The organism is Bradyrhizobium sp. SZCCHNPS1003 (assembly GCF_032381555.1).
Taxonomy (GTDB): domain Bacteria; phylum Pseudomonadota; class Alphaproteobacteria; order Rhizobiales; family Xanthobacteraceae; genus Bradyrhizobium.
This window is the reverse complement of the sequence record NZ_JAUHIU010000017.1, coordinates 140,871-159,939: the sequence shown is the minus strand read 5'-3', so window position 1 is coordinate 159,939 and position 19,069 is coordinate 140,871. Positions and strand designations below refer to the sequence as shown.

The window sequence follows — 19,069 nt, the reverse complement described above, 5'->3', positions numbered from 1 at the left end:
CGGTGGCGCCGACTGCGTCAGCTGTCACGCCAAGGCGGCCTCGGGCGGCTTCACCAGCTGGGGCGGCGCGGCGTTCACCCACTCCGCGGCCAACACCAATTGCTCCGCCTGTCACAATGGCTCGAGCGCGAAGGGTTTGACCACGCCGCCGCACATTCCGGTGACCGGCGTCCAGTGCTCGAACTGCCATAGCAACACCGCGGCGAGCTTCGCCACCTACACGATGAGCCATACCGCCGTGCATGCGACGCGCTGCGACAGCTGTCACAATGGCGCCTATCGCAGCCAGGGCCGCAGAGGCGCGCAGGGGCCGGATCACAGTGCCAAGTCACAGGATTGCGGCTGCTGCCACGTGCGCGCTGCCGCCAACTTCTCGACCTGGGACGACGACCCGCAGAAGCCGGCCGCGGGTTGCTCGACCACGGCCAGGTCGGTGGTCCCCGCTCAGGCGCCCGTCGCCAAGGCGGTGACGCCAGCCACGACCGCCAACCGGACGATGACGGCGGCCACGACTCCCGAGTCCGCATCGGGCACGAGCGCAGCGCCGGCCACGGCTGCGGCCGGCGCGGCTGCGAAGCCTGCCGCACCATCCAGTTCGACGCTCTTGTTCAGCAGCAAGCCGCTGGCGAATACAGCTGCGACGTCGGCGGCCGCGACGACCGATCCTCGAGCGGGGGCCCCGGCCGGTGCGCCTGCCGCCTCCAAACCCGACGGCGCGGCGAAAGCTGGTGACGCGGCGTCGGTGTCGCAGCCGCCGAGCACTCTCCCGCGGATGACATCCGCCCCTTCAGCGCCTGTGCCGAACGATCCGCGCAGCAAGCTCCTGCCTTCGATCGGTGCCGCCAATCCTGATGCAATGGAGTCGCAGAACGCAGGTCGGGTTCCATCGCTGTTGCCGACGGTCAATCCGAGGGCAGGGCTTGCCGGGTCGAGCGCCACGGAGGCCGGCTCGAGATTCAACCACATGACGGCGCAGGGACCGTGCGCATCCTGCCACAACGGCATGAGTGCGCCTGGCAAGCCGTCGAAGCACATTGCGACTGCGGCGCCGTGCGAGACCTGCCACAAGAGCACGACGACGTTCAGCGGAGCCCGCTTCAGCCACACCGGGACGACAGCGGCCTGCGCGAGCTGTCACAACGGCATGGCCGCGACCGGCAAGCCGCAGAAGCACGTCGCGACCAATGCGCCGTGCGAGACCTGCCACAAGAGCACGACGACGTTCAGCGGAGCCCGCTTCAGCCACACCGGGACGACGGCGGCCTGCGCGAGCTGCCACAACGGCATGGCCGCGACCGGCAAGCCGCAGAAGCACGTCGCGACCAATGCGCCGTGCGAGACCTGCCACAAGAGCACGACGACATTCGGTGGAGCCCGCTTCAGTCACACCGGCACGATGGCGGCCTGCGCGAGCTGTCACAACGGCATGGCCGCGACCGGCAAGCCGCAGAAGCACGTTGCGACCAATGCGCCGTGCGAGACCTGCCACAAGAGCACGACGACGTTCAGCGGAGCCCGCTTCAGTCACACCGGTACGATGGCGGCCTGCGCGACCTGCCACAACGGATCATCAGCCGGCGGCAAGCCGCCGCGCCACGTGGTCACCAGCGCGCCATGCGAAAGCTGCCACAAGAACACCGTGTCGTTCTCGGGCGCACGGATGGATCACGCCAGCCTGACTGCGCCGTGCGCCAGCTGTCACAACGGCTCCAATGCCACCGGCAAGTCGCCGAAGCACTTCGTGACCAACGTCCCCTGCGAGAGCTGCCATCGGACGGTCAGTTGGAGCTCGGTCAACTACCGGCATATGTCGGCAAGCTATCCGAACCATAGCGCCACGATTGGCTGCACCGCCTGCCACAGCGGCAATTCGCAAGCCGTCGTGTTCAAGTTCGCGGCCTACAAGCCCGACTGCGCCGCCTGTCACGCGGGTGATTTCCGGCCGCAGCAGCATGCCAAGCTCGTGAAGCCGGCGCCGATGGACTACACCGTCGCCGAGCTCAAGGACTGCACCGGCGCGTGTCACATCTATGCTGACAAGTCGCAGACCGCCATCATCACCCGTCGCCAGCGGCAGCACCGGGTCAATGGAGGCGGCTGGTGATGAGCTGCCGCTTCAGTCAAGCAGCAGCAGCGAGGTCGACCCGATGGGCGATGACTCTGCTGTCCGGCCTGCTCGCAATCCTGCTCGATGGAGCCTTCGGCGTCGCACCGGCCCAGCCCGTCATCGATCAGTTCGTCGCCAGCGCAAACGCCACGACGATCGGCAACTGCAGCCTGCTGCGCGTCAACTTTCATGCTCGCGTGCGCTACACTGGGCATTTTCCGCTGGATAAGGGCAGCCAGCTCAGCGTCTCGCTACAATTGGTCGATCGGGACGCCGTCATCACGCGGCGTCTGGTCAGACGAGAGGGCGTGCGGGTCGACAATGCCCAGGGCTCCGGCATCCAGGACGTCTATTTGACGCTCGATCAGAACAGAGGACCGATCCTCGTCGCTCAGTTTGCTGGCGAGTTCACCTATCAGATCGTGCAATCCGGCAGCTTCGAGCAGGTCACGATCGTGATTGCCCGGAAGGGCCCGGTGTCGGCGTGCAAGGTGAAGGCCCTGGTGCCGAGCGTAGCCGCTCCGGATGCGCCGAAACCGGTTGCGATCCCCGGTGCGGCGGCGTCGGTCCGCAACGACAATCGCACGATGCAGCAGGCGTCCGCGGCGGACATCCGGTTTGCGGAGGCCTCGATGGACGAGGCGCGCGCATCGATCAAGAAAGGCAATTTCAACGCCGCGATCGACCTTCTGAAGAAGGTGCTGAAACTCCCTGAGACCGGTTCGAGCGCAGAGGCGCAGGAGCTGCTCGGCGTCGCGCGCCAGAAGGCCGGGCAGACCGCTGCAGCCCAGGCCGAATTTGAGGACTATCTGCGCCGTTATCCGAACGGCGAGGGCGCTGAGCGGGTGAGGCAGCGGCTCGCTGCGCTTCTGACCGCAACCAGCAGCGCGCCGGCACGACCGCGCGACATGTCTCCGGCCAACTCCGATGGCGGAGACATGGGGGCAGGGATGCCAACCAAGTCGGCAGGGCCGAACGGCGATACGCGCTGGTCGATGTCGGGCAGCCTCTCGACCACCTTCATCACCAATGACAGCACCAGCGCCGTCAAGGACAGGGCCATCGCGCCGAACCCGAATGCAGATCCCGATGCCCACCGGGTGCACCAGAACACGCTGCTGACCAATTTCGACTTCCTGGGCACCGCGGACAACGATCGCATCAGGACCAAGTTCAAGCTGGCGTTCACCCACGAGCGCCAATTCGATACGGGCAATGACAAGTATGGCGTCTCGACCGCGCAAGTCGATTACACGCTGAAGGAAGCCGACGTGACCTTGCGCGTCGGACGGCAATCCCGCAACACCGGCGGCGTGATCGGCCGTTTCGACGGCGCGGTGCTGAGTTGGCAGAAGAGCCCCGGGCTGCGCTTGAACGTGCTCGCGGGCTCGCCGAACTGGAGCCGTTTCGACGCACCGTTCAAGGATGGCAAGACGCTCTATGGGGCAAGCATCGATTTTGGCAAGATCCTCGGCGGGCTCGAGACCACCGTCTACCTGATCACGCAATACGACCGCAACATCGTCGACCGCCAGGCCATCGGCGCGGAATTCCGCTATTTCGACACCAACAAGTCGCTGCTCGGCCTGATCGACTACGACACGCATTTCCGCGCGCTCAATGCCGCCGTGTTCTCGGGAACGTATACGTTCGAGGACAAGTCGGTCATCAACGCCTCGTTCGATTACCGAAGAGTTCCATTTCTCTCGACCTGGAATGCGTTGCAGGGGCAGCCGTTCCTCACGCTCTACGACATGATGAAGTTCAATACCGCAGGCGAGATCAGGCAGCTCGCGATCGACCGCACGCCGACATTCCAGTCGGCGATGGTCAGCTATTCGCGGCCCCTGAACGAGACCTGGCAGGTCGCCGCCGATGCCACGGTGACCAATCTGACCGGCACGCTGCCGTCCGGCGGCGTCGACGGCACGCCGGCGAGCGGTCTCGAATATTATCTGTCGGCTCAGTTGACCGGGAACAGCATCATCAAGCCGGGCGATCTGTTCATGGGCGCGCTACGCTACGCGAGCCTGGCGGACTCGAAGTTCTATGTGCTGGATCTTGCCTCGCGCTACCCGATCACCCCCGATCTCGCCATCAGCCCGCGGCTGCGGATGGGCTACAGGTCCGGCACCCGGACCGACTTGAAGGAGTACACGATCCTGCCGTCGTTGCTGGTCAGCTATCTCTGGTCGAAGGAGATCAGCTTGGAAACAGAGGTTGGCTACCGGTTCGTCGACAGCACGCTGGCCAACGTCAAGACGACGACAAAGGACCTGTTCGCGACGGTCACGTTGCGGCGCGATTTCAACGCCGACGGTGTCACGAAGTGCAACGCCTCGATCGTCAGCTGCGCCTGGGCCAGGCCTGCAGCGTTGCAAGGCGGCCAAGGCGCGGGCTCGGGCGATATGCCGCTGCGGTCGCGCGCGTCGATCCTGCCGTCCTATATGCTGGAGACCGGAGTGCGCTACTGGTTCAGCTCGGGGCAGAATCGCTACCGCTATTTCGCCGATCAGGCAGCGACGCTTCAGGTCTCCCGGCTCGCTTATGGCGGCATGACCGGGCACAGCGGCGAGATGTTCTTCAGGGTTGATGCGCTCGACGGCCCGTTCACCAACATGTTTCTGAAGGGCTATTTCGGGGCGGGCAAGATCAGCTCGGGCACTCTCGTCGATGAGGACTTTGCTCCTTTCGTCAATCCGTCATCCAAGACCGTCAGCAGCGTGGGCGGGCGGCTGCAATACGCAAATCTCGATGTCGGTTTCAATCTGCTGGAGACGGAGCGTTTCCGGCTTGGTGCCTTCGTCGGCTATCAATATTGGACAGAAACGGTCGACGCGCGGGGCTGCACCCAGGTGGGTGGCAATCCGACGATCTGCAGTCCGGCTCTTGGGGCAGGCGTCAAGGTGGTGACCGAGCAGGATCGCTGGCATAGCGGACGGGCCGGTGTCTCACTCGACACGCGGCTGTCTGACCGGCTGAGCTGGCAGGCGGAGGCCGCTTATGTCTGGACTTCGCAGAATGCGATCGACACGCACTATTTCACGTTCGGGCGCGATCCTGCCTCAGGACAAGGATCCGGATTCCAGGCCGAGACCGTGCTGAACTACCAGTTGACCGATAATTTCCGCATCGGCATCGGCGGACGCTGGTGGCATCTCAGCACCAATGCGGTCGATTCCTTCAATCAGGTCCTGAGATATACGACGGAGCGCTATGGCGTCTTCCTGCAGGGCTCCTACCAGTTCAATCGGGCAAAATAGTCGGCAGGAGTCGTCCAATCATGAACTACCAGATGCGGCCGTTGAGCCTCCTCCCTGAATATGATGCGATGTTCCGCGGTGCGTTGGATCGACTGCATCAGGAACGGCGCTATCGTGTCTTTGCGGATCTTGAACGCCAGGCGGGGCGCTATCCCTATGCGATCTGGCATTCGGGGGAGGGCAAGCGTGAGGTTGTGATCTGGTGCTCGAACGATTATCTGGGCATGAGCCAGCACCCGAAGGTCATGGGAGCCATGATCGATGCCGTATCGCGCATGGGCACAGGAGCCGGGGGCACCCGTAATATCGCGGGAACGAACCATCAGCTCGTCGCGCTCGAGCAGGAGCTGGCCGATCTCCACGGCAAGGAATCCGCGCTGGTGTTTACCTCCGGCTACGTTTCCAACGAGGCGGGGATATCGACGATCGCCAAGCTGCTGCCTGGGTGTTTGCTGCTTTCCGACGCGTTGAACCACAACTCCATGATCGAGGGTGTTCGCAAGGCGGGTGCTGAGAAGCAGATCTGGCAGCACAATGATCCGGAGCATCTTGAACGGCTGCTGCGGGCGGCAGATCCCGAAAGGCCAAAGCTCATCGTATGCGAGAGCCTCTACTCGATGGACGGCGATATCGCGCCTCTGCATCGAATTTGCGACTTGGCCGAGCGCTACGGCGCACTGACCTATGTCGACGAGGTGCATGCGGTCGGGATGTATGGCCCGCGCGGCGGCGGCATAGCTGAGCGCGACGGGGTCATGGAAAGGATCGACATTGTTGAGGGCACGCTCGCAAAGGCCTATGGCTGTCTCGGCGGCTATCTTGCGGCTGGGGCGAACCTGATCGATGCGGTGCGTTCCTACGCCCCCGGTTTCATCTTCACGACGGCATTGCCGCCTCCGGTCTGCGCAGCCGCGACCGCTGCAATCCGGCATCTGAAAGCCTCGACAGCGGAGCGCGTCCGGCATCAGGATCGTGCAGCGCGGCTGAAGTCCGTCCTGACGGCAGCAGACCTGCCGGTGATGCCGAGCGAGAGCCATATCGTGCCGGTGCATGTCGGCGATCCCGAGAAGTGCAGGGCGGCTTCGGAGCTGCTGATGTCGGAGCATGGCATCTACATCCAGCCGATCAATTACCCCACTGTCCCGCGAGGAATGGAACGCCTGCGTCTTACACCTACGCCCTATCACGACGACGCGCTCATGGACCAACTGGTCCATGCGATGATGAAGGTGTGGGACAAACTCCATCTCTGTTACCGCCGGGAGAGCGGCTTCACACGTGGGCATGAAGCGCCATAGCGCTGCCGGCGGAAGATTGGATCAGAAATCGGCACGTCCGGCCGGTGTGCGGAAAGGCGGTCGTGCTTCAACTACTGAACGAACGCAGGTGTTCTCCCGCTCCGAGCGCACCATCCAGCCTCTCCTCCTTTCCAGTCTGTTTCCGGTTGTTTGCGGATGGCCGTGTCCGGCGACGAGTCCGAGCTGTCCGACGGCCCACGCCAGGCATCCGGCCGGATCAGCGCCAGGCCCGATTCCGGATCGTGAAACTTGCGCAGATGCGCCGGCGTTTCGGTGATGATGATCTCGAGGTCGGCCGGATGGCCCGACCTCGTATAGGCGTAGCCACCGAAGAAGTCCTCACCCTTGTCCTGCACGCCGATTTGATCATGCTCGCAATGGTTGCGCTGAGTTTGACTTCCACGAAGCGGTCATCGGATCGTTGTCTTCCGCGCTCTTATGCTAGGGAATGCGGGCAGAATCGGAGCGCTCCTCACCACAGCCGGAGATAGAATTGCGACTGTCAGCCTGAATGAGAATCAATTACCCTGAAATCGTAACCGGGACGAATTGCAGCAATGAACCGTCGCGAGCGCCGAGCTTCGCCCACCAAAGTGAAGCTCCAACCTGCCAAGCCCGATGGTGCCGCGAACTTCTATGACGCTGCCTTGCGTGACGTCGCCAATGGCCGACACGCGGACGCCGAGCGGTGTTGTCATATGGCGCTTGCGATCGATGGAGGGCATGCGCCGACCCTCAACTTGCTAGGGATCCTTGCACTGCAGGCACAGCAGTATGAAGCTGCACTGCGGTGGGTATCCCGCGCGATCCAGCAGGATGTTCAGCCGCAGTACTTCCTGAGTCTTGGCACGGTGCTGCAGGTCCAGGGACGCTCGGATGAGGTGATGAAGGTCGTCGAGAAGGCGAGGGCGCTCGGTCTCGAAAGCGCCGATCTGTGGATGCTGAGGGGCAATGCCCTTGTCAGCCTGCAGCAGCTCGCCGACGCTGTGTTGAGCTTCCAACGTGTGCTGGAACTGAATGCGAGGCATTGGGACGCGGCAAACCAGTGCGGCATCGCGCTTCAACGGTTGGGACGGATCGATGAAGCGCTCGCCTATCTCGATCTGAGCGACGCCTTGCGGCCCAACCATGTACCGACGTTGTTGATGCGTGGTGCACTTCTGAATGGCCTGAAGCGCTTCGACGAGGCCCTTGCCATCTGTCGGCGAGCCCACGAGATCGAGCCCGGCAACTCTGACATCTGCGTCAAGACGGGCATTGTCCTGCGGACGATGCGCCGAGACGAAGAAGCGTTGCAATGGTTCGAGCGAGCTCTGGCTTTGCAACCTGGCTCCAGGGATGCGCTGCACGACAAGGCCTCTGTGCTGACGAAGCTGCGTCGATTCGACGAAGCGTTCGAGGTCTACAGGCAGTTGAAGCGTGCCGACCCGAAAGACACGCTGGCCGATCTTGGAACGGCTCATTTGAACCTGTTGCTGGGGGATCTCGACGCGGGCTGGTCTGGTCGGGAGGCCCGTTGGAGCCTGCCGAGCTCTTATCCGCGCTTCCAGCAACCCATGTGGCTGGGCCAGGACGGCATCGCTGGAAAAACCATTGTCATCGCAGCCGACGAAGGACTGGGCGATACGATCCAGTTTGTCCGTTACGTGCCGATGGTCCTGGCGCTAGGCGCCCGCGTCATCCTCGCCGTTCAAAAGCCGTTGCTACCTCTGTTGTCGAATGTGCCGGGCATTTCGCAGTGCATTCCGGTCTCGGAGGCCGCCGACCTTGCGGGAGTGGATATCCATTGTCCAATCATGAGCTTGCCGTTTGCCTTTCGGACGACACTGGCCGCGATTCCAGCGCCGGTGTCGTATTTGCCGGCGCCTGATCCGGATCGGATTCAAATCTGGCAAGAGCGCCTTGGTGCGCCTGAGAAGTTGCGTGTCGGCCTGGTCTGGTCAGGCAACCCCAATCATCTCGACGACCACAATCGCTCCATCCCATTGCGCATGTTTTCCCGCCTGCTCGGCGAGGACGCGGCGTTCATCAGCCTGCAGAAAGAGCCGAAGGCCGAAGACAAAGCCGTGCTCCAGGAGACGAGCCGGATTGCGGACCTGACGGGTCAACTTGCCGATTTCGCGGACACGGCCGCGCTGATCTCATGTCTGGATCTCGTGATCACCGTCGATACCAGTGTCGCTCATCTCGCCGGCGCGCTCGGCCGTCCCACCTGGACGCTTCTGTCGTATACGCCGGACTATCGCTGGCTGCTCGATCGTGACGATAGCGTCTGGTACCCGAGCATGCGTCTGTTCCGTCAGCGCGAAGGGCGCGACTGGGGCGAAGTCATTGATCGGGTCGGAGATGCTCTTCACAAGCTGATTGTGGCGAGGGCGCCGTCCCTGCCGGTGTCGAGCGAGGAGATCGCGTGATCTGCCGCCGTTTCACTTCGACGACTGGCGGCTTGCCGTCAGCTGCTGTCGGTAACGTTCGGCGTCCCAGTTGAGCAGCAACTGCTCGTGCTGAGACGAGAGATAGCCGATATCGGCCGATAACGGCAGGCGGCTGGTCACGAGCGCGAGGCAGCTCAGCATGGCCTCGGCGCCCGGGCTGGCGTCGCTGCGGATGATGGCGCCGAGACCCGGCGCGAGGACCGCGACGGGCGCGGGCAGGCGGCTCGCGTCCGCCCGTGCGAGCAGCGTGGCGAGGCCGCCGGCGCTCTCGATCGTCGGCAGGCCCGGGCCGAGAAACACGACGTGATCCGGATACAATGATCCGCCGGTTGCGATGGCGCGGTTGAACGGATCGGTGGCGATGCCGTGGCTACCAGCGTCGTGCGGCAGGCGATAGGCGGTGCCGGCGCACACGCGGCGCAAGGCCGCGGCGTCGGCGGCGGGCGCCGGGCGCACCGGCAGCGCCAGCCGGCGCTCGACGTCATGGACCAGCGCCTCGGCCTGGTCGCAGCTTTCGGCACCGACGACGAGGCCGTGATTGCCGAGGATCAGCACGTCGATGCGCTCGCGCGCGACGATTGCACTCACCGCGCGCGCCAGCGGCAGCCCGGGATGAAAGTAGTCGAGATGGCGCCAGGAGAGCCCGACCAGTCGCGCCGAAAATTCATCGCGTGCGTCGCGCCGTGCCGCCCAGGCGATGGTGTTGACGGCATGCACGTGCAGCACGACCCGGTGCGGCAGCAGCGCATGCAGCGCGGTCTCGATCGAGGCGCGTAGCGGGCCGGGGGCTGCCAGCGGAATGCGCTCGTCATCAGCGGCGAGCGCATCGCGCGCCGCAGGCAGGAGGACAGGCACGAAGATGTCCTTCGCGTCGGCGTCGGCAAGCCAGGTGCCGGACGCCTTCACCCACAGCACATCATCCTGCTTGAGCGAGGAGTTGCCGCCGGCGCCTTGCACCAGCTCCACGTTGCGGCCGACCCGCGCCGACATCCGGCGCAAATCATCAAGCTCGGCAGGCTCGCGCATCTCGCGTCTCCTTCTCACCACACCAGGTGCTGCATCGTCCAATTCGGCATGCGGCCTGGCGAAGCCGCGAGCTTGCGCGTCGCGGCAGCCAGGTCGGGCGCACCGGCCAGCGTCGTGCGATGCACGCCATCGCCGAGCAGCAGGCTCTGCAGGCCTGCGGCGCGGGCGCCGGCGACGTCATGGTCGAGCGAGTCGCCGATCATCAGCACGCGATGCGGATGCGGATGGCCGAGCTGCTCCAGCGCAGCCGCGAAGATCGGCGCATGCGGCTTGCCGACGAAGCTCACCGGGCCGCCGAGCCACTCATAGGCGCGCGCCAGCGTGCCGGGCGCAGGCACGAGGCCGCTCGCGCCGAACATCATCAGGTCGGGATTGGCGCAGATCATCGGCAAGCCTCGCGCCGCCGCTCCGGTGAATTGATCGCGCCAGAGGTCCGGCTCGGCGAGGTCGTCATCAAGGCCGCCGAGCAGGATGAAATCGGCGTCGCGCATATCCGTCACGATGACGAGATCCAGCCCGTCGATCAACGAGCGGTCGCCGCCCCTGGTGATCAGGAAGCAGGCATTGCCACAATCGGTGAAGGGCGCGCGGGTTCTGTCGCGCAGGCCGGTCCAGGTCACCTCGCCCGAGGTGAGAATGCCGTCATAGGTCGAGCGCGGCAGGCCGAGCCGGGCGAGGCGCTCGGCATTGGCGCTCGCGCGCTTGCCGGAGTTCGACAGCACCAGGATATGCTTGCCGGCCTCGCGCAGCCGCAGGACGCAGTCATGCGCAGCGGTAAGCACCGTCCTTCCGTCATGCAACGTGCCCCATTGGTCGAGCAGCACGTGATCGAACCTGTCGGCGATGGCGGACAGGCCGCTGATCTCGCACGCCGCCGGCGTCATCGCGGCGGTCCCTGCAGCGCCAGCAGCGCCGTGCCGTAGCTCGCTTCGGTCTGCGCGGCGGCGCTGACGGGCACGCCGACGATGCGCCGGCGGATATCGGTCCAGGCTTCGTTCCGGGCACCGCCGCCGATGCTGATCACCCGCCGCAGCGCCGGCGCGCCGAGCGCGTGCAGGCGCCGATAGGCCAGCGCTTCTACGCCAGCAATTCCTTCGAGCAGCGCCTGGAAGAAGCGATGATCCTCGGCCGGCCGTGGCGTGATCCGCGGCGCCAGCGCGGGATCTGCGATCGGAAAGCGTTCGCCGGGTTTTTGCAGCGGATAGTAGTCGAGCCCGGTGGGCTCGTCCGGGCGCAGTAGTGGTGTCATGCGATCCATGGCGTCGGTGGTGAAATGCGCAAGCAGCGCGGCGCCGCCGGAATTCGATGCGCCGCCGGCGAGCCATTTGTCGCCGAGGCGGTGCGAGTACACGCCCTGATCGGCGGCGAAAATCGGCTGCGTCGCGACCAGCTTCACCACCAGCGTGGTGCCGAGCGAGGTCACCGCATCGCCCGGCGTATCAGCGCCGGTGGCGATGAAGGCGGCGACGCCGTCGGTCGTGCCGGCGACGATGCGCGTCGATGGGGACAGACCGAGCGAGCGCGCGATGGCTGGATCGATATCGGCGAACGGCGTGCCCGGCACCAGAATGCTCGGCAGCACGTCGCGTGGAACGCCGAGCTGATCGATCCACGGCGGCCATTCGCGCCTGACGGGGTCATAGCCGAGCTTCAGGGCGTTGTTCTCATCGCTGACGCCGTGATGGCCGGCGAGGCGTCCGGCGATCCAGTCGGCCTGGTGCACGGCACGCCGCGCGCCGCTGGTGGAGGCGAGCAGATGCAGCAGCTTGGCGAGCGGGCTGCTCGTGCCATGCGCACCGCTCTCGGGCGGTGCGACGGCTGCGATGCGCCTGGCCTCGTCGACCGCGCGGGCATCATTGTACATCAGGCCGAGCGAGCGGGGCCGCCCGTCGGCGTCGATCAGCAGCAAGGTGCCGGAGGTGCCGTCGACTGCGATGCGCGCGACGGCGCCGAGATCGACGATCCTGCCGAGCTTGTCGAGCGCCGCGACCGTCGCCTGCCACCACAGCTCGGGATCCTGGTCGATGGCGTTGCCGTCCTGATGCGGCGCGATGAGCGGAACAGCGGCTGCGCCCTTGATCTCGCCGCTGTTATCGACGGCGCAGGCGCGCACACCGCTCGTGCCCACGTCGATGCCGACAAACAACTCCGTCATGCGACCTCATCCCGTTGTGCGCCGACGAGCATGCCTGTGCTCGCCCGGCGCGTCGTCCCTGACGCGCTGCAGCACGTTTGGGGGATTGACGGCCGGATCGGCGTCTGCAATTTTTTGCAAGGTGTGAAGAATTTTGCAAGCAGGCATTCAGGCGTGACGACAGCTTCCGACAGGGCGCCCATGGTGGACGGCGAGGCCTCGCTCGCGACGCGCGCCGCGTGGCTGTATTTCGCGGCCGGGCTGACGCAGTCGGAGGTCGCCGACCGGCTCAACATCCAGAGCACCAAGGCGCACCGCCTGATCGCGCGCGCCAGCCGCGAGGGCATGATCCGCGTCTTCGTCGAGGGCCCCGTCGCCGAATGCGTCGCGCTGGAGAACGCGCTGGCCGAGCGCTACGGGCTCGCCTTCTGCCGCGTCGCGCCGGATCTCGGCGAGGGCGATCTGCCGCTGAAGGCGCTGGCGCTGGAGGGCGCCAGCTTCCTGCGCCAGGTGCTGGAGCGCGGCGACGACAAGATCATCGGTGTCGGCCATGGCCGCACGCTTGCGGCGGTGGTGGCGCAGCTGCCGCAGACCCCGGCGCGCGACGTGCAGTTCGTGTCTTTGCTCGGCGGCCTCACGCGCAAATTCGCCGCCAACCCGTTCGACGTGATCCATCGTCTCGCCGAGCGCACTGGTGCCGAAGCCTATCTGCTGCCGGTGCCCGTGTTCGCCAATTCGGTCGCGGACCGCCGCGTGCTGATGCAGCAGTTCGGCATTGCCGACGTGTTCGCGCTGGCGCAGCGGGCGTCGCTGCTGTTCGTCGGCATCGGCCAGATCCACGCTGACGGCTTCCTGGTGTCGAGCGGCATGATCAAGCCGGACGAGGTCGTCGAGCTGAAGCGCGCCGGCGCCTGCGCCGACCTGCTCGGGCATTTCTTCAACGCCCAGGGCGAGCTGCTCGATCTCGATCTTTCGGCGCGCGCCACCTCGATGGCCGCTGCCGATCTGAAGAAACACCGCATCGTCGCCATCGGCGGCGGCCAGGCGAAGATCACGGCCCTGCGCGCGGTGCTGCGCAGCGGCTTCCTGAACGGTCTCATCATCGATGAGGTAACCGCTCAGGCACTCGCTACCGACAAGCCGGAGAAAACATCCGGCCACGCCAAGAACAAGAGTCGGAAGGGCAGGTAACGCGAACACGTCTCTACAAAAAACAAAGGGAGGGTTGAATGTACGATCGTGAGAAGAATCTCTTTGCGTCCTATGCCGGCAAGCGCATCAGCCGGCGTGATCTGCTCGACGGCGCTGCCAAGCTCGGCATCGCCGGTGTCGCCGCCAATGCCGCCTTTGCCTCGGCGATGTCGAGGGCGATGGCCGCGGATTTCAACTGGAAGGCCCATAGCGGCAAGACCGTCAAGCTGCTCCTCAACAAGCATCCCTATGTCGATGCGATGATCGGCGACATCGAGGCGTTCAAGAGCCTGACCGGCATGAACGTCAGCTACGACATCTTCCCGGAGGACGTCTATTTCGACAAGGTGACGGCGGCGCTGTCGTCGAAGTCCGATCAATACGACGCCTTCATGACCGGCGCCTACATGACCTGGACCTATGGTCCGGCCGGCTGGATCGAGGACCTCAACACCTACATCAAGGATCCCGCCAAGACCAATCCGGCGTTCGCCTGGGACGACGTGCTGCCCGGCCTGCGCTCCTCGACCGCCTGGGACGGCGTCGCCGGCTCCGAGCTCGGCTCGGGCAAGGCCAAGCAATGGTGCATCCCGTGGGGCTACGAGCTCAACAACATCACCTATAACCGCAACATCTTCGACAAGGTCGGCGTCAAGCCGCCGAAGAACCTCGACGATATGCTCGACGTCGCCGCCAAGATCACCAAGGACGCCGGTGGTCCCTATGGCGTCGGCGTGCGCGGCTCGCGCTCCTGGGCCACCATCCATCCCGGCTTTCTGTCGGCCTACGCGAATTTCGGCCAGAAGGACTTCGTGATGGAGGGCGGCAAGCTCAAGGCCGCGATGAACACCAAGGCGTCGAAGGATTTCCACGAGAAGTGGGTCAAGATGATCCAGGGCTCGGGTCCGAAGAACTGGTCGACCTACACCTGGTACCAGGTCGGCACCGATCTCGGCGCCGGCGCTTCCGGCATGATCTTCGACGCCGACATTCTCGGCTACTTCATGAACGGCGGCGAGAACAAGGAGCGTGGCAATCTCGGCTACGCGCCATTCGCGGCCAATCCGGCCGCCAAGGCGCCGACGCCGAACGTCTGGATCTGGTCGCTGGCGATGTCGAGCTTCTCCAAGCAGAAGGATGCGGCGTGGACCTTCATGCAGTGGGCGGCTTCCGTCGAGCACGACCTGTTCGGCGCCCGCAAGATGGACTTCGTCAATCCAGTCCGCACCTCGGTGTGGAAGGACAGCGAGTTCCGCGATCGGATCGCCAAGTCCTATCCTGGCTATCTCGAGCAGCATGACCTCTCGGCGCCCGGTGCGAAGATCTACTTCACAGCGCAGCCGCTGTTCTTCGATCTCACGACGGAGTGGGCGGCCTCGCTGCAGAAGATGGTGGCCAAGGAGATCAGCGTCGACGAGGGCCTCGACAAGCTTGCCGAGAGCATCAACCGTCAGTTGAAGCAGGCCGGCCTTGGCTGAGGCCGGGCGACGCTCGTTCCATGACCACCCGCCGGTCCGGCCGCTCCCCCACGGGCGTCCGGACCGGCCCATCCCCGCGCTGATGCGATCCCGCTTGTCATGAGCATGGCTGAACTTATCGAGACCAATGCGGTGCCGCGCCGCGCCAAACGCTGGAGCGGGCGGCTGCTGCCGTATCTGTTGAGCCTGCCGGCCCTGCTGGTCTGCATCGCCATCCTGGTGCCGTTCGTCACCGCGGCCGTCTATTCTCTGCAGCGCTACCGGCTCAATCTGCCATATCTGCGCGGCTTCATCGGCATCGACAACTACATCGATTTCCTGTCCGATCCGGCGTTCTGGAACACGCTGCGGATCTCGCTCGTCTACACCGCGGTAACAGTCGTCGCCGAGCTGCTGCTCGGCCTGGGCATCGCGCTGCTGCTGCGGCGGCCGACGCGCTTCCACAACGCGGTCTCGATCGTGCTGCTGCTACCGCTGATGACGGCGCCGGCGATCGCCGCCTTGATGTGGAAGCTGATGACCAATCCGAGCTTCGGCATCCTGTCCTATCTGGTCGGCCTGTTCGGCGCACATGACTTCAAATGGGCCTCCGATCCGTCGACCGCGCTGTTCACGGTCGTCCTGGTCGACGTCTGGGTCTACACGCCCTTCATCATGATCCTGCTCTTGGCCGGTCTGCGCTCGCTGCCGCGTCAGCCGTTTGAGGCGGCCGCACTCGACGGTGTGCCGGCGAGTTTCGTGTTCTTCCGCATCACCCTGCCGATGCTCGCGCCCTACATCATCACCGCCTCGCTGTTCCGGCTGCTCGATTCGATCCAGCAGTTCGACATCGTCTATGCGATGACGCAAGGCGGCCCCGGCGACCGGCTGATGGTGTTCCAGGTCCAGGCCTATCTCGAATTCTTCCAGTACACCAATGTCGGACGCTCGGCGGCGCTTTTGATGATCCTGTGGCTGATCACCAACATCCTCTCGAACATCTTCATCAAGAACTGGCTGCGGCTGCGCGCACGCGCCCACGGTCACGCCTGAGGGAGGGACGTCATGGATCACTCCAGCCTGGCTGGACGCATCTTTCGCGGCATAGCGCTCGCGCTGGTGCTCGTGTTCTTCATGTTTCCGATTGTCTGGATTCTCCTGATGTCGTTCCAGACCAACGAGCAGATCCTGCGGATCCCGCCGCGCATCTTGTTCGAGCCGACATTCGCCAATTACGAGGCGCTGATCTCGGGCCAGCTGCGCACCGCGGCCGGCAATCTGCAGATCTCGTTCATGCGCAACCTGATGAACAGCTTCGTGCTGTCGAGCGCCTCGGTGATCCTGGCCTTGCTGCTCGGCGTGCCCGCGGCCTATGCGTTCGCGCGCTTCAAGTTCAGGCTCGGCGAGACCATTGCGTTCACGCTTCTCTCGTTCCGCTTTGCGCCCCCGCTGCTGGTGCTGCTGCCGCTGTCGCTGTACTACCAGCAGCTCGGCCTGAACGACACGTATTTCGGCATCGTCTGGGTCTACCAGCTGATCGCGCTGCCGTTGATCCTGTGGATCGTGCGCGGCTATTTCGAGGACATCAGCCCGGATATCGAGCATGCCTACCGGCTCGCCGGCCACTCCTGGCGCGAGGCGTTCACACGCATCGCGGTGCCGCTGGCAGGGCCGGGGATCGCAGCGGCGGGGCTGTTGTCCTTCATTTTCTGCTGGAACAATTTCGTCTTCGCGCTGATCCTGGCCTCGGCCGACAAGCAGCCGGTGACGGTGGGCGCGCTCGCCTTCGTGACGGCGTCCGGCATCCAGTACGGCCAGATCGCCGCCGCGATCGTGCTGTCGGTTACGCCGACATTGCTGCTGGCGCTCTACGCGCAGCGTTATCTCGTCGAAGGACTGTCGCTCGGTGCGGTCAAGGGTTGAGGATACATGGCGCGTCTCGAACTGAAAGCCGTCGACAAGACCTTTGGCGCCGCTTGCTGCGCGAAAGGCGTGTCGCTGACGGTCGAGCCCGGCGAGATCGTCGCAGTGTTCGGTCCGTCCGGCAGCGGCAAGACCGTGCTGCTGCGCATGATCGCCGGCATGTTCGAGCCTGACGATGGCGACATCCTGGTCGGCGGGCGCTCGATCGTCGATGCCCCGCCGGAGCAGCGCGGCATCGGCATGGCCTTCCAGAATTTTGCGCTGTTTCCGCATATGAGCGCGCGCGACAATATCGCCAGCGGCCTGCGCGCGACGGGGACGGCCGACACCGCCGCGAAAGTGACGGCGATGAGCCGGCTGTTGAAGATCGAGCACGTGCTCGGCCACAAGCCTCGTGAACTGTCCAACGGCCAGAAGCAGCGCACCGCGCTGGCGCGCGCGCTGATCGGCAACCCTGAGGTGCTGCTGCTCGACGATCCCCTGCGCAACGTCGATGCCAAGCTGCGTTACGAGATGCGTCTCGAGCTGCCGAGCCTGCTGCGCCGCAGCTCGGCGGCGGTGCTCTATGTCACGCAGGACTATCGCGAGGCGATGGCAATCGCCGATCGCATCGCGGTGCTGATCAATGGCCGTCTGGTGCAGGTGGCGCGTCCCGAGGAAATCTACGCGCGGCCTGCCTCGGTCGCGGTGGCGCGGCTGTTCGGCGATCCCAGCATCAATCTTGCCGAGGTCACGCCGGTGGCGGAGCAGGGCCGACTGACCGCATCTGTCGCCGGGACGCTGATCCGGCTCGATGCGGACGGCTTGCCGACCAATATGCGCGAGCGCTGCTGGCTTGGCGTCCGGCCGGACGATGTCGTGGTGACGCGTGATGGCGGCGAGGGTGCGATCCCGGCGCGGATCGTCGCGGTCACGCCGATCCACGAGCGCGCCGTGGTGCTGCTGCGCTTCGCCGACGGATCCGAGTGGCTGGCTGCGCTGGCGCCCGAGGCGCTGGAGGCAGATGCGGACGAGGACGTGTTCGTGCGGTTCGCGCCCGATGCGGCGCTGTTGTTCGACCACGCGACGGGAGACCGCATTGGCCTCTCGCCGCGGCGGCAGGCGGCGTGAGGACCTGACATGGGCATGCTCGAAATCCGCAACGTCGACAAAGTCTATCACAGCCGGGGCAAGCCGCCGGTCCATGCCGTGCGCGCGCTCGATATGGAGGTGAAAGCAGGCGAGATCGTTGCGCTGCTCGGCTCTTCCGGCTGCGGCAAGACCTCGACTTTGCGCATGATCGCCGGGTTCGAGAGCGTCAGCTCGGGTTCGATCGCGCTGGCGCATCGGCCGATCCATGATCTGGCGCCGGCGAAGCGCAAGGTGGCGATGGCGTTCGAAGGCTATTCGCTGTATCCGCCGCTCACGGTGCGCGAGAACATCGGCTTCGCGCTGAAGGCGCAGCAGCTGTCGCGCGCCGAGATCGCGCATCGGGTCGATAGCATCGCCCGCCTGGTCGAGATCGAGGATATCCTCGACAGCCATCCGCGCGCGCTTTCCGGCGGGCAGCAGCAGCGCGTCTCGCTGGCGCGCGCGCTGGTGCGCGACGCCGACCTCTATCTGCTGGACGAGCCGATGGGGCAGTTGGAGCCGCAGCTCCGCGCCGTGGTGCGCGGCCGCATCAAGGGCCTGCTCGCCGAACGTGGCATGACGGCGATCTTCGTCACCCATGACCAGACCGAGGCGAGCGCGCTCGCCGATCGCATCGCTGTCATGGAAGACGGCGTGCTGCAGCAGTTCGCGAGCGAGCGCGAGCTGAAGAACCGCCCGGCCAATCAGTTCGTCGCGAGCTTCATCGGCGAGCCGCCGATGAACCTGCTGGAGACCGCGGTGACGCAGGAGGAAGGCGGCTTCCGTCTGTCCGTGGGCTCCGATGTTGCCTTTCACATTCCCGGGCAGACGTTGGACGTGACGGGACAACAGGCGCTGGTGCAGGCCGATCGGATCAAGGTCGGCATCCGGCCGCAGCGGATCGCGATCGGCAGCGGTGAAACGCGGCTGCGCGTCGTCTCCAACCAGTGGCTCGGCGATCAGTCGCACATTGCGGGCGAGTGCGCCGGTCATCTGCTGGTCGCCGTGACGTCGAGCAGGGTCGTGGCGCGGCCGGGCGACGTCGTGCCGTGCGCGCTGGAGTCACGCCATCTCCACGTTTTCGGCGCCGACGGAGTCTGCGTCCGCCACGCGGAGGCGCGTTGA

At 65.1% G+C, this 19,069-nt stretch carries 14 protein-coding genes; 10 read left to right on the top strand and 4 right to left on the bottom strand.

Annotation, left to right across the window (positions count from 1 at the left end; translation table 11 throughout):
• From QX126_RS26170 to hemA, 3 genes are all read left to right on the top strand, one after another.
• The coding region (locus QX126_RS26170) for a cytochrome c3 family protein (protein ID WP_315784625.1) at window positions 1–2,104 on the top strand (2,104 nt) is incomplete at its 5' end.
• Between the two features lie 50 nt (window positions 2,105–2,154).
• Window positions 2,155–5,370 (top strand): hypothetical protein, encoded by a 3,216-nt coding sequence (locus QX126_RS26165; protein WP_315784622.1) that lies wholly within the window; start codon window positions 2,155–2,157, stop codon window positions 5,368–5,370.
• 32 nt (window positions 5,371–5,402) lie between these two features.
• Entirely contained in the window at window positions 5,403–6,668 is a 1,266-nt protein-coding gene (gene hemA, locus QX126_RS26160; protein ID WP_409999126.1) for a 5-aminolevulinate synthase, read from the top strand.
• A gap of 71 nt (window positions 6,669–6,739) precedes the next feature.
• Here the strand turns inward: hemA and QX126_RS26155 are convergent, their stop codons facing one another.
• A complete protein-coding gene (locus tag QX126_RS26155; protein ID WP_315784616.1) occupies window positions 6,740–7,024 on the bottom strand; it encodes a hypothetical protein in 285 nt (94 codons plus the stop codon).
• Window positions 7,025–7,225: 201 nt separating this feature from the next.
• On the opposite strand from QX126_RS26155, the gene QX126_RS26150 reads away from it, so the two are divergent.
• Window positions 7,226–9,082, top strand: coding sequence for a tetratricopeptide repeat protein (locus QX126_RS26150; protein ID WP_315784613.1), 1,857 nt, complete (start codon window positions 7,226–7,228; stop codon window positions 9,080–9,082).
• A 12-nt stretch (window positions 9,083–9,094) separates the two neighbouring features.
• Here QX126_RS26150 and QX126_RS26145 read toward each other — a convergent pair whose 3' ends face one another.
• Genes QX126_RS26145 through QX126_RS26135 form a run of 3 tightly spaced genes read right to left on the bottom strand, consistent with a single transcriptional unit; the run spans window position 9,095 to window position 12,284 of the window.
• On the bottom strand, window positions 9,095–10,129 hold the full coding sequence (locus QX126_RS26145) for a class II aldolase/adducin family protein (protein WP_315784611.1): 1,035 nt from the start codon (window positions 10,127–10,129) through the stop codon (window positions 9,095–9,097).
• Between the two features lie 14 nt (window positions 10,130–10,143).
• A complete protein-coding gene (locus QX126_RS26140) occupies window positions 10,144–11,013 on the bottom strand; it encodes a TIGR01459 family HAD-type hydrolase (protein ID WP_315784609.1) in 870 nt (289 codons plus the stop codon).
• Window positions 11,010–12,284 (bottom strand): FGGY-family carbohydrate kinase, encoded by a 1,275-nt coding sequence (locus QX126_RS26135; protein WP_315784607.1) that lies wholly within the window; start codon window positions 12,282–12,284, stop codon window positions 11,010–11,012. The genes QX126_RS26140 and QX126_RS26135 overlap by 4 nt, the downstream gene beginning before the upstream one ends.
• 180 nt (window positions 12,285–12,464) lie before the next feature.
• On the opposite strand from QX126_RS26135, the gene QX126_RS26130 reads away from it, so the two are divergent.
• The 6 genes from QX126_RS26130 to QX126_RS26105 all read left to right on the top strand — a co-directional run bounded on the left by QX126_RS26130 (window position 12,465) and on the right by QX126_RS26105 (window position 19,069).
• Window positions 12,465–13,454 carry a sugar-binding transcriptional regulator gene (locus tag QX126_RS26130; RefSeq protein WP_315784636.1) on the top strand — a complete coding sequence of 330 codons (990 nt, stop codon included), beginning with the start codon at window positions 12,465–12,467 and terminating at the stop codon, window positions 13,452–13,454.
• A gap of 38 nt (window positions 13,455–13,492) precedes the next feature.
• Window positions 13,493–14,932: an extracellular solute-binding protein gene (locus tag QX126_RS26125; RefSeq protein WP_315741296.1), complete on the top strand. Its 1,440-nt coding sequence runs from the start codon at window positions 13,493–13,495 to the stop codon at window positions 14,930–14,932.
• Window positions 14,933–15,031: 99 nt separating this feature from the next.
• On the top strand, window positions 15,032–15,964 hold the full coding sequence (locus QX126_RS26120; protein ID WP_409999125.1) for a carbohydrate ABC transporter permease: 933 nt from the start codon (window positions 15,032–15,034) through the stop codon (window positions 15,962–15,964).
• 12 nt (window positions 15,965–15,976) lie between these two features.
• A complete protein-coding gene (locus QX126_RS26115; RefSeq protein WP_315741294.1) occupies window positions 15,977–16,834 on the top strand; it encodes a carbohydrate ABC transporter permease in 858 nt (285 codons plus the stop codon).
• A 6-nt stretch (window positions 16,835–16,840) separates the two neighbouring features.
• Window positions 16,841–17,944: an ABC transporter ATP-binding protein gene (locus QX126_RS26110; protein WP_315784601.1), complete on the top strand. Its 1,104-nt coding sequence runs from the start codon at window positions 16,841–16,843 to the stop codon at window positions 17,942–17,944.
• A 15-nt stretch (window positions 17,945–17,959) separates the two neighbouring features.
• On the top strand, window positions 17,960–19,069 hold the full coding sequence (locus tag QX126_RS26105; RefSeq protein WP_315784633.1) for an ABC transporter ATP-binding protein: 1,110 nt from the start codon (window positions 17,960–17,962) through the stop codon (window positions 19,067–19,069).

Excerpts from the sequence above, each read along its gene's own strand:
- QX126_RS26135 (WP_315784607.1), bottom strand. The coding sequence starts at position 12,284 with ATGACGGAGTTGTTTGTCGGCATCGACGTGGGCACGAGCGGTGTGCGC.
- QX126_RS26140 (WP_315784609.1), bottom strand. The coding sequence starts at position 11,013 with ATGACGCCGGCGGCGTGCGAGATCAGCGGCCTGTCCGCCATCGCCGAC.
- QX126_RS26150 (WP_315784613.1), top strand. The coding sequence starts at position 7,226 with ATGAACCGTCGCGAGCGCCGAGCTTCGCCCACCAAAGTGAAGCTCCAA.
- QX126_RS26105 (WP_315784633.1), top strand. The coding sequence starts at position 17,960 with ATGCTCGAAATCCGCAACGTCGACAAAGTCTATCACAGCCGGGGCAAG.
- QX126_RS26145 (WP_315784611.1), bottom strand. The coding sequence starts at position 10,129 with ATGCGCGAGCCTGCCGAGCTTGATGATTTGCGCCGGATGTCGGCGCGG.
- QX126_RS26110 (WP_315784601.1), top strand. The coding sequence starts at position 16,841 with ATGGCGCGTCTCGAACTGAAAGCCGTCGACAAGACCTTTGGCGCCGCT.
- QX126_RS26120 (WP_409999125.1), top strand. The coding sequence starts at position 15,032 with ATGAGCATGGCTGAACTTATCGAGACCAATGCGGTGCCGCGCCGCGCC.
- hemA (WP_409999126.1), top strand. The coding sequence starts at position 5,403 with ATGCGGCCGTTGAGCCTCCTCCCTGAATATGATGCGATGTTCCGCGGT.
- QX126_RS26130 (WP_315784636.1), top strand. The coding sequence starts at position 12,465 with ATGGTGGACGGCGAGGCCTCGCTCGCGACGCGCGCCGCGTGGCTGTAT.
- QX126_RS26165 (WP_315784622.1), top strand. The coding sequence starts at position 2,155 with ATGACTCTGCTGTCCGGCCTGCTCGCAATCCTGCTCGATGGAGCCTTC.
- QX126_RS26125 (WP_315741296.1), top strand. The coding sequence starts at position 13,493 with ATGTACGATCGTGAGAAGAATCTCTTTGCGTCCTATGCCGGCAAGCGC.
- QX126_RS26115 (WP_315741294.1), top strand. The coding sequence starts at position 15,977 with ATGGATCACTCCAGCCTGGCTGGACGCATCTTTCGCGGCATAGCGCTC.